This window comes from Rhodococcus sp. DN22, from assembly GCF_036669995.1.
In the GTDB taxonomy this organism is placed as follows: domain Bacteria; phylum Actinomycetota; class Actinomycetes; order Mycobacteriales; family Mycobacteriaceae; genus Rhodococcus_F; species Rhodococcus_F erythropolis.
The window spans coordinates 5,309,349-5,322,189 of sequence record NZ_CP133326.1 but is presented as its reverse complement, the minus strand read 5'-3'; the positions used below and the strand labels follow the sequence as shown (position 1 = coordinate 5,322,189).

At 62.6% G+C, this 12,841-nt stretch carries 13 protein-coding genes; 5 read left to right on the top strand and 8 right to left on the bottom strand.

The window, feature by feature from the left end; translation table 11 throughout:
- Window positions 1-43: 43 nt before the first annotated feature.
- Both RA302_RS24365 and RA302_RS24360 read left to right on the top strand, forming a co-directional pair.
- Window positions 44-871 (top strand): potassium channel family protein, encoded by an 828-nt coding sequence (locus RA302_RS24365; protein WP_030535162.1) that lies wholly within the window; start codon window positions 44-46, stop codon window positions 869-871.
- Window positions 872-918: 47 nt separating this feature from the next.
- Window positions 919-1,605, top strand: a complete 687-nt coding sequence (locus tag RA302_RS24360) for a TetR family transcriptional regulator (protein ID WP_030535163.1) — start codon at window positions 919-921, stop codon at window positions 1,603-1,605.
- 6 nt (window positions 1,606-1,611) lie between these two features.
- Here RA302_RS24360 and RA302_RS24355 read toward each other — a convergent pair whose 3' ends face one another.
- The gene (locus RA302_RS24355) at window positions 1,612-2,796 is read right to left on the bottom strand and encodes a metallophosphoesterase (RefSeq protein ID WP_030535164.1); all 1,185 of its coding nucleotides are present in this window, start codon (window positions 2,794-2,796) and stop codon (window positions 1,612-1,614) included.
- Between the two features lie 123 nt (window positions 2,797-2,919).
- Here RA302_RS24355 and RA302_RS24350 point away from each other — a divergent pair, with 123 nt between their 5' ends.
- Window positions 2,920-3,549 carry a GyrI-like domain-containing protein gene (locus tag RA302_RS24350; protein ID WP_007731353.1) on the top strand — a complete coding sequence of 210 codons (630 nt, stop codon included), beginning with the start codon at window positions 2,920-2,922 and terminating at the stop codon, window positions 3,547-3,549.
- Window positions 3,550-3,552: 3 nt separating this feature from the next.
- Here the strand turns inward: RA302_RS24350 and RA302_RS24345 are convergent, their stop codons facing one another.
- The 6 genes from RA302_RS24345 to RA302_RS24320 all read right to left on the bottom strand — a co-directional run bounded on the left by RA302_RS24345 (window position 3,553) and on the right by RA302_RS24320 (window position 9,491).
- Complete coding sequence (locus tag RA302_RS24345) at window positions 3,553-3,906, bottom strand: S4 domain-containing protein (RefSeq protein ID WP_021345505.1); 354 nt, start codon at window positions 3,904-3,906, stop codon at window positions 3,553-3,555.
- Complete coding sequence (locus RA302_RS24340) at window positions 3,789-4,748, bottom strand: oxygenase MpaB family protein (RefSeq protein ID WP_080712679.1); 960 nt, start codon at window positions 4,746-4,748, stop codon at window positions 3,789-3,791. Before RA302_RS24340 ends, RA302_RS24345 begins: the two co-directional genes overlap by 118 nt.
- Before the next feature lie 164 nt (window positions 4,749-4,912).
- A complete protein-coding gene (locus RA302_RS24335; protein WP_020909078.1) occupies window positions 4,913-5,761 on the bottom strand; it encodes a 3-hydroxybutyryl-CoA dehydrogenase in 849 nt (282 codons plus the stop codon).
- A gap of 87 nt (window positions 5,762-5,848) precedes the next feature.
- Window positions 5,849-7,006 carry an acyl-CoA dehydrogenase gene (locus tag RA302_RS24330; RefSeq protein ID WP_003939784.1) on the bottom strand — a complete coding sequence of 386 codons (1,158 nt, stop codon included), beginning with the start codon at window positions 7,004-7,006 and terminating at the stop codon, window positions 5,849-5,851.
- 159 nt (window positions 7,007-7,165) lie between these two features.
- Window positions 7,166-7,858, bottom strand: a complete 693-nt coding sequence (locus RA302_RS24325; protein WP_030535165.1) for a TetR family transcriptional regulator — start codon at window positions 7,856-7,858, stop codon at window positions 7,166-7,168.
- Window positions 7,859-7,886: 28 nt separating this feature from the next.
- Window positions 7,887-9,491 (bottom strand): acyl--CoA ligase family protein, encoded by a 1,605-nt coding sequence (locus RA302_RS24320; protein WP_030535166.1) that lies wholly within the window; start codon window positions 9,489-9,491, stop codon window positions 7,887-7,889.
- A 131-nt stretch (window positions 9,492-9,622) separates the two neighbouring features.
- On the opposite strand from RA302_RS24320, the gene RA302_RS24315 reads away from it, so the two are divergent.
- Together RA302_RS24315 and RA302_RS24310 are read left to right on the top strand one after the other, a co-directional pair.
- A complete protein-coding gene (locus RA302_RS24315) occupies window positions 9,623-10,489 on the top strand; it encodes a response regulator transcription factor (RefSeq protein WP_030535167.1) in 867 nt (288 codons plus the stop codon).
- A gap of 115 nt (window positions 10,490-10,604) precedes the next feature.
- Window positions 10,605-12,032 (top strand): amidase, encoded by a 1,428-nt coding sequence (locus tag RA302_RS24310; RefSeq protein ID WP_003940167.1) that lies wholly within the window; start codon window positions 10,605-10,607, stop codon window positions 12,030-12,032.
- Between the two features lie 28 nt (window positions 12,033-12,060).
- On the opposite strand, the gene RA302_RS24305 is transcribed toward RA302_RS24310, so the two are convergent.
- Window positions 12,061-12,741 carry a 3'-5' exonuclease gene (locus RA302_RS24305; RefSeq protein ID WP_030535168.1) on the bottom strand — a complete coding sequence of 227 codons (681 nt, stop codon included), beginning with the start codon at window positions 12,739-12,741 and terminating at the stop codon, window positions 12,061-12,063.
- Window positions 12,742-12,841: the final 100 nt, after the last annotated feature.

The window sequence follows — 12,841 nt, the reverse complement described above, 5'->3', positions numbered from 1 at the left end:
GGTTCTGCCGGGCACTAGGTAGCGGTGGTGTCAGACTTCTCGGATGAACGAATCGACGAAGTCGGCGCACCGCCGCGCTGCGTGGACGTTGGAGAAATGGCAGCTAGCCATCGACATCCCGTTGACCGCTGCGGCCTGCCTGTTCTTGGTGGCGTACGCGTACCAAGTGCTGGCGCAACCGACGGGCCTTCCACATCGTCTGACCGAATGGACGATGTGGGCTGCGTGGGTCGTTTTTGCCGTCGACTACGCAGTTCGCCTGTGGTTGGCACCTGCCCGCGGTCGCTGGTTCGTCAGGCATCTCTTGGACTTGGCGATGGTGGTGTTGCCCATGCTGCGTCCGCTGCGCCTACTTCGGTTGGTCACACTGCTTGCGATAGTTCACCGCTCGAGCGGGCAAAGCTTGCGTGGACGGGTGGTTATTTACGCCACTGGTGCCACGGCCTTGCTGATCGGTGTCGCGGCGCTGGCCATGCTCGATGCCGAGCGTCACGCGCAGGGCGCTGCCATCACGTCGTACGGAACGGCATTGTGGTGGGCGATGGAGACGGTCACGACCGTCGGTTACGGAGACATGGCGCCCGTTACCACGACCGGGCGCATGATCGCCGGAGCATTGATGATCGGCGGAATTGCGTTGCTGGGCATCGTGACTGCCACACTCGCTTCCTGGTTGGTCGAGCGCGTGGCGGAACAGGACGAGGCATCCCAGGCCGCGACGCGTAAGCAGGTGGCGGACCTGTCCGAGGAAGTCCGAGCCTTGGCTGCCCGCACGCACCGGGTTGATCTCGCGTCTGTCGATACCGATTCGCTGCGTCGTGAATTGGCGTCGAGGGGAGTCGTGGCGCAGCACGCGTCTTCGGACAACTGACATGCATCGCAGCGAACAATAGAACGATGGTCTGATAATCTTGCGTGATGGTGGCGACCCACGGATTTCAGCGCGCGCGCAGGCCTGAGCAGATCGAAGCGCGTCGGTGCGCGATTCTCGATGCGGCCCGCGCGATGCTCGGGTCCAGGCCCGTCGCCGACATCAGCCTGCGTGAGCTCAGTGAGAGCGTCGGACTGGCGAAGTCCAACGTGCTTCGCTACTTCGACAGTCGCGAAGCCATCTTTCTCGAAGTGCTCGACGAGAACTGGGTAGCTTGGTTGGACGGGTTGTCCGAGTCGTTGACTCCGGCCGGTGACGAGTCACCGTTTGCCACTGAAATCCATGTGGCATCGACGGTTGCGGAATCGCTTGTCGCACAGCGTTTACTGTGTGAGTTGATGAGCGTCATGGCAGGTGTCCTCGAAAGAAACATCTCCGTCGACTTCGCCCGTGACTTCAAGAGGCGGGCGACGGTCAACTCGGGAAGGTTTGCGTCGCTGGTTCATTCGCAACTGCCCCATCTCTCGGAGGGCGACGTCGCTCAATTCGCCAAGGTGACCCTGGTGATTGTTGCAGGCTTGTGGCCGACTGCCGAGCCTGCCGAATCCATGGTCGTCGTACTGAACGAGATGCAGGCGCCCCCTGCTGCCGACATGTTCGCAACCGGCCTACGTGAAGGTCTGATCAATCAGCTCGTCGGGCTGTCGGCGCGAGCGGCAACCCGAACGAGCTGAGCCCGTTCAGGCGCTGTGCAGCGTCAGGACGGTGATCTCGCTCGGTGCGAACACGCGGAATGGTGGACCCCAGAACCCGGTTCCGCGGCTTGTGTACAACTGCGTGCGGTCGCCGTGACGGGTGAGCCCGTGCACCGACGGTTGATCGAGTTTGACCAGAAGGTTGAACGGCCAGATCTGTCCGCCGTGGGTATGACCGGCGAGCTGCAGATCCACTCCCGCGGAAGCGGACTGAGTTACCTGCTTCGGTTGATGGGCGAGCATCAGGATCGGCAAATCGGGGTCGGTGCCGGCAAGGGCCATATCGAAGTTCGCGCCGTGACCGTCGAGCTTTGATCCCAGAGCGGTGGCGTCGTCGACTCCGGCGATGACCAGGTTGTCGCCGCCCTTGGTGACGACGAGGTGCCGGTTGTGCAGGGCATCCCAGCCGATCGAGGTCATGTAGTCGAGCCACTCCTGAGCCTCGTGGAAGTACTCGTGATTCCCGGTGACGTAGACACGAGCGAGTCTGGCTTCCACCGACGCGAGTGGGGTGGCTTGGCCGAGGCGCTGCTCCACTGTTCCGTCGGCAATGTCGCCGACGTGGGCCACGATGTCGGCGTCGAGTTCGTTGACTGCCGCGATCACGCGCTCGGACCACTTCTCGCGATTGATCGGGCCGAAATGGGTGTCGGTAATTGCGACTACCCGAAGCTTGTCCATTCCCGCTCCGAGGCGAGGGATGGTGACGTCGACGTGCTTGATCCGTGGCAGTCTCATGGCTTCCCGATAGCCCCAGATCAGCAGAACGGCCGAGGTGATCAGTGCCGCAACGGCGACGATTCTCGATCGAAGCGGGTCATCCACGCCGCCGACGAGCAATCCGAGCCTCAGGACTTCACCGAGCAGGGTCCACACGAACACGACCCAGATGATTCCGAGGAGGGCGTCGCCGACCAGGCGAACTGGATCGCGGTCAGTGTGTCCGTGGCTGAGCATCATGGTGGCAGGCAGGGTGATCAGGAGGGCGGCAAATAGAACGGTGCCGAAAACTGCCACCGCTGTCGGCCAGTCCGGCCGGACGAACAAGCTCCACCACGGGTACACGAACAACAGAGCCAAGATCGACGCGACAATCGCGGATATGGCAACGATCCGCAACGGTCTGCGGCGCGGAACTCGAGCGACGTCGGTCGCCTGGGGTGTAGTCACCCCGTCCAGAGTAAAAGTCCACTGGTCTATTAACAAGGGGACGGTGGTCCGCTATCGGAATGTCGGTGTTCTCGGATAGGTTTCCGAACGTTGAAACTCGGCCAGTGATCAGGTGGGTGGCGCATGGAGAAGTACGACGTCAAGAAGGCATACAAGGATCTCTATTCCCCCGGGCGCCGCGATTTTGCCCTCGTGACCGTCCCGCGCTTCGGCTACTTCGCCGTCGACGGTCACGGTGATCCCAACACTGCCACCGAGTACTCCGAGGCGCTCGAAGCGCTGTATTCGGTGTCCTACGCGACCAAATTCGCGAGCAAGAAGGAACTGGATCGCGACTTCGTCGTGGGCCCGCTGGAAGGGTTGTGGCGGGCAGATGACCCCGAGGTGTTCGTGACGCGGGACAAGTCGTCGTGGGATTGGACGATGATGATCTCGCAACCGGAGTGGATCACGGAGACGGAACTGTCTGCGTCGATTGACGCAGTCCGGGCCAAGGCAGTGCGGGCCAAGAAGGAGATTGCCGCTCTCGACAAGGTCAGGTTTCTCGAGTTGGAGGAAGGTCTGTCCGTCCAGATTCTTCACGTCGGCTCGTACGACGACGAAGCTCCCACCCTGGACCGGCTGCACAACACGTTCATCCCGTCGAACGGCCTGAGCTTCAACGGCGATCATCACGAGATCTACCTCAGCGACGCTCGCCGGACGCCGCCCGAGAAACTGAAGACGGTTCTGCGTCAGCCTGTTTCGAGGTAGTGATTACGGCTCGAGGCCGCGCAGCTTCTCGAGGTCGCGTCGCTCGCGTTTGGTCGGTCTGCCGGCGCCACGATCACGTCGCGGAATGGACGCGATCAGTTCGGGCGGTGGTGGGGGCGGCGAATTGTCCTGCAGGCAATCGGCGGCCAGCACGGCGCTGACTCGCTTCGTGATCGGCTTGACCACGACGACGATGCGCTCGATGCCGGATACACGCACCCGCACCTCGTCGCCGGCTTTCACCTGCTGAGCTGCCTTTGCCGACGTTCCGTTGACCCGAACGTGTCCCGATCGGCAGGCGGTCGCCGCCTGCGAGCGTGTCTTGAACAGCCGAACCGCCCACGTCCAGCTGTCCACACGAACACTGATCGCGTCGGAAGGGAGATGAGCTGGCACGCACTCCAGCCTACCGACGAGTGCTCACAGACCCTGCGCGCGGATGCCCGAGTAGGCGCGCGGCGCGTACCGCAGTTGTAGCGGCAGCAGATGCCAGAATCGATCTGGACGGCCATCGTGGGGCGTGAGGTCAGACGCCACAGCCACGTCGGAACCTTCGGAGCCGGTGCGATGTCGTGCTCGGCGATGCGCGTCGACCATTTTGTGGTGTGGGTGTTGATCAGGTGGTTGTCGAGCATGTCTTCCCAGTACGTGCGAAAACTCGCGTAGTCGTCGAAAGCCGGTCGATCGGTGAGACCGTAACAACGCCACCAGGTTACGGCCTCACGGACAAGCTGGTCCTTCTGCTCCGGTGTGAACTTCTTGTATGCAAATCGTTCGTTGAAATCGAGTATCACCTCGAAGAACGTGACGTGAGTCCACCAGAAAGTGTCAGGAGCGAGGGCGTGGTAGCGCCCGCCGGTTTCGTCTGTTCCTTTGAGATCGGTGTGGAAGTTGCGAACGAGCGTGCCTGTGCCCTCTTCGGTCCGGTCGTACACGACCCCGTAGATGGGAGGAAGTGAGCGGAACAGGCGGTCGAGCGGATTGTCGAAGAAGTTCGAATGATCTTGCAGCGCTCCACTTACCGCGGGGTGCATGTTCTGCAGTGTGCCTGCGCGTCCGAGATACAGCAGACCGCGAACGTCGCCGAAGTGTGTCCACGTCAGGGAACCGGGGCCGATCGGATCGGCTCGTAGTTCCCGGGGCTCTGGTCGCGCCTGGGGCTTAGGTCGACGAGTATCGGTGTCCGGATCGCTGCTCATCTGGTTGACCCTCCGCCTGCGCTCATGTGACAACGGTTGTTGTCACATGATGACTTTTGCTGCGCCGCGCGAATTTGTCAATGGATTCGGCTAGATCTGCCCGAAAACAACTCCGGCCCCTCACCTGCAACAGGTGAGGGGCCGGAAGAGTGAAGCGGTCGGACTCAGGCGTATTCGTAGAAGCCGCGACCGGTCTTCTTGCCGAGGCGACCGGCGTCGACCATGCGGCGAAGCAGCGCCGGCGGAGCGTAGTGCGGTTCTGCGAATTCCGCGTACAGCGACTCCGCTGCTGCGAGAGCGATGTCGAGACCGACGGTGTCGAGCAGCGTCAGCGGGCCCATCGGGTAGCCGCAGCCGCCCTTCATGGCCTCGTCGATGTCTTCTGCTGTGGCGTAGCCGGATTCGAGCATCCGGACAGCCTGGCACAGGTACGGGATGAGCAGAGCGTTGACGATGAAGCCCGAACGGTCGCCCGCGCGAACCGTCTTCTTGCGCAAGGTGTTCTTGGCGTAGTCGGTGACGGCGAGAACGGTCTCTTCGGACGTCGTCAGGCTGACCACGATCTCCACGAGCGGCATGACCGGCACGGGGTTGAAGAAGTGAACGCCGACAACCTGGCCGGGGCGCGAGGTGGCCTTGGCGATCTTGATGACGGGGATCGACGACGTGTTGGTCGCCAGAATGCCTGCAGGCTTGACGATCTTGTCGAGCTTGCCGAAGATCTCGTACTTGAGAGCTTCGATCTCGGGAGCAGCTTCGATCACCAGATCGCGATCGGCGAACTCTTCCATGTCCAAGGTGACGCGGACGCGTGCGATCGCGGCGTCGGCGTCTTCCTGGGTGATCTTGCCCTTGGCGACGCCGCGGTTGATCGACTTGGCGATCCGTTCGCGAGCAGCGGCGGCAAATTCTTCTTTGGTTTCGAGCACCAGTACCGAGCTACCGGCTTTTGCACAAACTTCGGCAATGCCGGCACCCATGGTGCCGCCGCCGATTACGCCTACGAGTTCCACAATTCTCCTCAAAAATTAGGGGCAAGCCCCTGTGCGCCGTTCCGGTAGTCAGAACTACCAGAAAGGCGCACAGGGGCGCGAAGTGCCTTACTTCAACAGCGCACGCGACATCACGACGCGCTGAATCTGGTTGGTGCCTTCGTAGATCTGCGTGATCTTGGCGTCGCGCATCATGCGCTCGACCGGGAAGTCGGTGGTGTAGCCGGCGCCACCGAACAGCTGCACGGCGTCGGTGGTGACCTCCATGGCAACGTCCGAAGCGAAGCACTTCGCCGCAGCGGAGATGAAGCCGAGGTTCTTCTCGCCACGCTCGGCGCGTGCTGCGGAGGTGTAAACCATCAGACGTGCGGCTTCGACCTTCATCGCCATGTCCGCGAGCATGAACTGAACAGCCTGGAAGTCGCTGATGGACTTGCCGAACTGCTTGCGATCCTTGGTGTACGCCAGCGCCGCGTCGAGTGCGCCCTGGGCCAGGCCGACAGCCTGAGCACCGATGGTGGGACGCGTGTGGTCGAGGGTCTCGAGTGCCGTCTTGAAGCCGGTGCCCGGTTCGCCGATGATGCGGTCGCCGGGGATGCGGCAGTTCTCGAAGTACAGCTCAGCGGTGGGGGAGCCCTTGATGCCGAGCTTCTTTTCCTTCGGTCCGACGACAAAGCCCTCGTCGTCCTTGTGGACCATGAAAGAGGAGATGCCGTTTGCGCCCTTGTCGGGATCGGTGACAGCCATGACGGTGTACCAGGTGGACTTGCCGCCGTTGGTGATCCAGCACTTGGAGCCGTTGAGGATCCAGTCGTCGCCGTCAGCCTTTGCGCGGGTACGCATCGAAGCGGCGTCGGATCCGGCTTCACGCTCGGACAGTGCGTACGACGCCATTCCGCCGTTCACGAGGTCCGGGAGCACCTTGGACTTGAGCTCTTCGGAACCCTTGAGGATCAGGCCCATGGTGCCGAGCTTGTTCACAGCGGGGATCAGCGAGGAGGATCCACAGACGCGGGCGACTTCCTCGATGACGATGCAGGTGGCGACGGAATCGGCGCCCTGGCCGTCGTAAGCCTCGGGAACGTGGATGGCGTTGAAGCCGGACGCGTTGAGAGCGGTGAGCGCTTCCTCGGGGAAACGTGCGTTCTCGTCGACGTCCTTGGCGTACGGCGCGATTTCCTTCTCGGAGAGTCCGCGGATAGCAGCCCGCAGTTCGTCGTGCTCTTCGTTCAGTGCGAAGAGATTGAAATCCGGGTTTCCTGCCATGGGAACGCTCCTTGGTGAAGGTGGCTTGAAGGCGGTCGGTGCGGCTCCGGCGTTACCAGCGAGATTCGCGGACAGACCGGTGCCAATGACCCCAGTCAAACACGGCACTGAGTGCCAGGTCAAGGGATGGGTGTGTGAAGTTTCGGTGCACGAGCAGTGTCAGCCGAGTTGTTCGTGGATTTTTCTGCTGATCTCATCAGCGGACGTGCCCGGGGCAAAGGCTACTACCAGCACGGACTTCGATTCTGGCGTGCTGGTCTTGGACCCGGGTGCCACGCCGTACGTCCGCCGAACGTCGAGCAATGCCTGACTTAGTGCATCAGCTGTGGCGTCCTCGTCGCCTTTGATCATGCTTCGCAAGAGGTAGTTGTGGCACGCGGTGACAGCTGCGGCAAAACCGACAACCTCGAGGACAGGTTCGCGGGGCACAGCGCTGCGCAGGTAGTCGACGAAGAGGCGCTCGTAGCGGAATCCGGTGACGAGTTCGCGGTCGCGAAGAGCCGGAACATGCTGTACGACGCGGTATCGCCGCATCGACAGGTCTCGGTTCCTGCGGAAGAAATCGAACACCAGTCCCGCGGCCTCGCACACGGACGCCCAGGGGTCGGCGGAATCGGACGCGAGGAACTCTGCGACGTGTTCGAGGAGGGACTCGTGATCGGCGAAGATCACGTCTTCCTTGGAGCGGAACTGCCGGAAGAACGTCCGACGCGACACACCGGCGGCAGCGGCGATCTGCTCGACGGTGGTGGCTTCGTACCCGTTCTCCGAGAACAACCGGATCGCTTGAGACGCGACGTGTACCCGAAACTGTGCGGGGTCAGTTCCGGGTACATCGGAGCGCTCGGTCATGGATGCAAGTATCCAGGTTTCGTCGGCGTCAGTTGTCGGCGCGTAGCTGGAACTTGAGAACCTTGCCGGTGGGGGTGCGAGGAAGGTCGAGCGGGAAGACGATGTCGCGGGGAACCTTGTACCCGGCCAGCAAAGTGCGGGTGTGCTCGACGATGTCTTCGGCGGATGCCTGTAATCCCTTGCCCAGCACCACGAATGCCTTCGGGCGCTCGCCCCACTTCTCGTCCGGAACGCCGACGACTGCCACGTCGATCACCGCGGGGTGACTCATGATCGCCTGCTCGACCTCGACGGTGGAGATGTTCTCGCCGCCTGAGATGATGATGTCCTTCGCGCGGTCCTTGAGCTGGATGTATCCGTCGGGATGCATGACGCCGAGGTCGCCGGAATGGAACCAACCACCGGCAAATGCTTCGGCTGTCGCGGCCTCGTCGCGGTAGTACCCGAGCATCACGTTGTTGCCGCGGAGCACGATCTCACCCATGGTCTGGCCGTCGGCGGGGACGTCGTTCATCTCGGCATCGACAACGCGAGCATTTTCGGCCTGCACCATGCCGACTCCCTGACGCGAGAGAAGTGCGGCGCGCTCGGACTGCGGCTTGTCGTCCCAGGCTTCCTGGTATTCGCAGATCGTGTAGGGGCCGTACACCTCGGTGAGGCCGTAGACGTGAACCACGGTGACACCGATGTCTTCGAGTTTTCCGATGATCGTCGGTGACGGGGGAGCGCCGGCGGTGGTGATGCGCAAGGCGTCGACCTTGTGGGCCTGGTCTGCGTCGGCGATGGTGGAGCAGACGGTAGGAGCGCCGCACAGATGTGTCACGCCCAGATTGTCGATGGCGTCCCAGATCGCATCGGCGCGGACCGCGCGCAGGCAGATATGTGTGCCCGCGGCCTGAGTGACGGCCCACGGCGTGCACCACCCGTTGCAGTGGAACATCGGCAGTGTCCACAGATACTTCGTCGCTCCGTCGAAGCCGTTGTGGAATGTCTCGCCGAGCGAGTTCAGGTACGCCCCGCGGTGGGAGTACATGACGCCCTTGGGTTTTCCGGTGGTACCCGAGGTGTAGTTGATGGCGATGCACTGCTGCTCGTCGTCGACGCCCCAGTGCAGTGGCTGATCGGAGAGAGCTTCGCCTTCGGCAATCAGATCGGCGTACTGCCCGGTGACGATTCCGGTGGGAACGTCCGGATAGGGGACGGTGGAGTCCGGGATCTCGACGATCTCACGCAGGCTCCCCACGTTTGCCTTGGACGAGGTGACCGAACCGACGAATTCGGAGTCCACGAACAGGATCGTGGTTCCCGAGTGATCGAGAATGTATTCGAGTTCGGGACCGGCGAGGCGTGAGTTCAGGGCGATCAGGACCCCGCCGGCGAGGGGGACGGCAAAATGCGCGAACAGCATCTCGGGTACGTTCGGCGCCAGGTATGCAACGCGGTCACCGGGCTGAATGCGTTCACGCAGGACGCGGGCCAGAGCCGCGACCTCGTCACCGAACTCTCGGTACGAGTAGGTCCGGTCGCCGTGAACGACGGCGGTGCGCTCGGGGAACACCGCGGCGCTGCGCTCGAGAAAGCGCAGCGGACTGAGCGGGGTGTTGTTGGCTGCAACAGCTGTCGGGACAGACACGGTTCCTCCGAAGGCGACGTGGCACGGTTGGTGTCACGATAAGTGTGATCGGCACTACAAATGGCCTGGATGCACGCTATTGCCCAGCCAAAGGTGCCGCTACCCTCTGAATTGGGTACGTGGAGGTGAGAGTGAGCAGGGTACTGAGACCGAGCGACGACGACGCGTTGCGCGCCGAACTGCGTCGGCTGCACCCCAAAACCGAGTTGCCGGTTCTGTTCGGCGGCTGCGTCAGCGACCGGTCGCTGACCATCACCGGTCACGTCGGCACGCGCAGCAACATCCTGCGAAACCTGCGGATCGACGCCGAATGCGGACTCGGCGGTCGGGCGATCGCAGAACAACGACCGGGCGCGGTCCAGGACTACGCGAACTCGTCGCACATCACTCACGACTACGACTATGAAGTGGGTACCGAAGCGATTGAATCCTTGATGGCAGTCCCCATCGTCGTACGCGGGGTTACTCGCGGAGCGATCTACGGAGGACTGCGTGCCAACCTGCCGATCGGCGACGTGATCGCAGAGACGATGATGCGATCGTCGTACGCGTTGGCCCGAGAATTCGAGATTCGCGACGAAGTGGATCGTCGGGTGGCGATGCTCGATACCGCTGCGGTGGAACATGGTTCGAACCGCGATGCCCAGATATCCGAAGGGTTGACCGAGAGCGTCCTGGCGCTCGGCGAGATCGCGGCGAACCTCGAGGACATGGCTCTCAGCGCGCAGGTCCTCGCGGTCGAGGCAAAGTTGCGGGCGTTGGCGTCGCCGAAACCTTCCGCGAACACTCCAGTCGCGAACACCGTTGTCCTGTCGCCACGCGAGCGGGAGGTGATGGGGTACGTCGCTCTCGGACTGCGCAATGCCGAGATCGCCGAGAGGTTGTCCCTGAGCGTCGAAACGATCAAGACGTACATGAGGAATCTGATGGGAAAACTCGACGTCCGCAGTCGTCACGAAGCGGTCGTGGAAGCGCGGCGGCAAGGTTTGATTCTGTGAGGGCTTGATTCTCTGATCGGTCCCGCCAAGCGGAATTTCGGAACTGCGTCGCCACTCCGGTTGATATGACGGACCTCACTATCGGCAGAGTTCGACACGAGTGATGAGGGCATCGATGCAGGATTTGTTCGACAACAACGACATGACCGGCCTGGCCGAAGCGATCAAGAGCGGCGACGTCTCCGCCAAGGAAGTCCTCGAGTTCAGTCTGGACAGGCTCGACGAGCGCAACCCGGCAGTCAACGCGGTGATCAGTGAGCGCCGAGAGGAAGCGCGCAACGAGGTATCAGGCGGCCTGCCGGATGGTCCACTGCAGGGCGTCCCGTTCGTGATCAAAGACCTCGGCATGGACGTCGCAGGATTGCCGAGCACCAATGGATCTCGATTGTTCGCCGACGCTGTGGCAGAAAAAGATTCGACGCTCGTCGAGCGCTACCGCCAGGCTGGTCTGGTTGTCATCGGCAAGACGAACACCCCGGAGTTCGGCAAGAACGCGAGTACCGAACCTGCGCTGTTCGGACCCACCCGTAACCCTTACGCCCTTGATCGTTCGCCCGGCGGATCTTCGGGTGGCACGGCTGTAGCTGTTGCCGTCGGGATCGTGCCAGGCGGGCATGCCAGCGACGGTGGTGGATCGATCCGTATTCCCGCATCGGCCTGCGGCCTGGTAGGCCTCAAGCCGAGCCGAGGACGTACTCCGACGGCACCGGCGCGCACGCTCTTCTCGTCGCCGATGAGTGTTCATCACGCGCTCACCCGAAGTGTCCGCGACACTGCGCTGCTTCTCGATCTGTCCGCCGGGCCGACAGTGGGCGATCCTTACGTGATCCTGGCGCCGAAGCGGCCGTACATCGAGGAAGTGGGTGCCGATCCCGGACGGTTGCGGATCGGTCTGAGTAACGCTCTTCCTGACGGCACACCGGTGGACCCGGAGTGCTCGGCCGTCGCGACCGGTGTTGCCGGCCTGCTCGAAGAACTCGGTCACGATGTCACCGAGAGTGCCCCGAACTTTCCGCTCGATGCGCTCACTGCCGGGCTGTCGGTGTTGATGGGCATTCCGATGACGATCGAGGTCGACGAACGACTCGACGCCCTGAACCGCGCGATCCGCGACGACGACCTCGAGCCGATGGCGCGGATGATCTACGACCGCGCGAAGTCCGAAAGTGCGACGAACGTCGTCAAGGCGTTGCAGGAACTCGAGCGGGCCGCCCAGGTGATCGGTGCGTTCTTTGTCGATCACGACCTGTTGCTGACTCCGACGATGGCTCGGCCGGCAGCTCCGCTCGGTCTGCTCGATACGGCGAATCCTATGTCGATCTGGGAGCATTCGGCCGGGTACAGCGGCTTGACCAGTCCGTTCAACAGTTCAGGTCAGCCGGCGATTTCCTTGCCGATGGGTCATGACTCGGCCGGCGTTCCGATCGGCGTGCAGTTGGTCGGCGCGTTCGGCCGTGAAGATCTGCTGATTCAGGTTGCGTCGCAGCTCGAAACAGCCCGGCCGTGGTCCATTGCGCCGGTGTGGCCGCCGGTCCCGGCGTAGCGCGCGGTCGTCCGAGCCGGGGAGGACGTCAGGCGATGATGCGAATCGGCCACTGGCCGTTCACATCTGCCACGTCCCTCCCTTGGCTGAGAAGGTACTCGGCGAAATCGCGTTGCCGCTCTGCGTGCCAATCGGCTTGATCGACCATGAGATCGAGCCCCAGGATGTCGGGGAACCTCACGGCCAACTCGCGGGCCAACGCTGCCGCAGCTTTGGCATCGGCCTCGGCTTCGTGCGCCGACTCCAATGAAATTCCGTAGTGCTCGCACACGGCCGCAAGCGTTCGCTTGCCCTTGCGCAACGTATCCATCGCCCGATCGATTACGTACGGATCGATCACCAACCCCGGAACGAATGCAGGCTTGCCGATGCGCAGACCCTCGGCATGCATGACCGTCAGATCATAGGAGGCATTGAACGCCACGACGGCGTGATCGCGCGCCCAGGAATTGTGCAGAGCCTCGCGAATCTCTTCGTAGCCCTCGGAATAATCCTGGCCGTGTTGCGCCGCGAACTCGGTGCTGATGCCGTGAATATCCGAGGCGCCGGCGGGGATCTCGACGCCGGGATCGAGTAGCCACGTGCGTGTTTCGACACTCGAACCGTCGATCACCGCGACGCAGGCACTGACGATACGAGCGGTCGACGGATCCCGCCCCGTGGTCTCGAGGTCGAACGCGCAGATCGGGCGATCGGACCAGCTACTCATCGGGGGCCTTTCGGTGCAGAACGTCATGTCCGAATCACTATGCACCTCCCTACCGACACAAACGACGAACAGCCACCTCCGGGGTGAAGGTGGAGGTGGC

Bases quoted from the DNA above. Each gene is read 5' to 3' on its own strand.
- RA302_RS24310 (WP_003940167.1), top strand. From the start codon at position 10,605: ATGCAGGATTTGTTCGACAACAACGACATGACCGGCCTGGCCGAAGCG.
- RA302_RS24350 (WP_007731353.1), top strand. From the start codon at position 2,920: ATGGAGAAGTACGACGTCAAGAAGGCATACAAGGATCTCTATTCCCCC.
- RA302_RS24365 (WP_030535162.1), top strand. From the start codon at position 44: ATGAACGAATCGACGAAGTCGGCGCACCGCCGCGCTGCGTGGACGTTG.
- RA302_RS24340 (WP_080712679.1), bottom strand. From the start codon at position 4,748: ATGAGCAGCGATCCGGACACCGATACTCGTCGACCTAAGCCCCAGGCG.
- RA302_RS24360 (WP_030535163.1), top strand. From the start codon at position 919: ATGGTGGCGACCCACGGATTTCAGCGCGCGCGCAGGCCTGAGCAGATC.
- RA302_RS24325 (WP_030535165.1), bottom strand. From the start codon at position 7,858: ATGACCGAGCGCTCCGATGTACCCGGAACTGACCCCGCACAGTTTCGG.
- RA302_RS24330 (WP_003939784.1), bottom strand. From the start codon at position 7,006: ATGGCAGGAAACCCGGATTTCAATCTCTTCGCACTGAACGAAGAGCAC.
- RA302_RS24305 (WP_030535168.1), bottom strand. From the start codon at position 12,741: ATGAGTAGCTGGTCCGATCGCCCGATCTGCGCGTTCGACCTCGAGACC.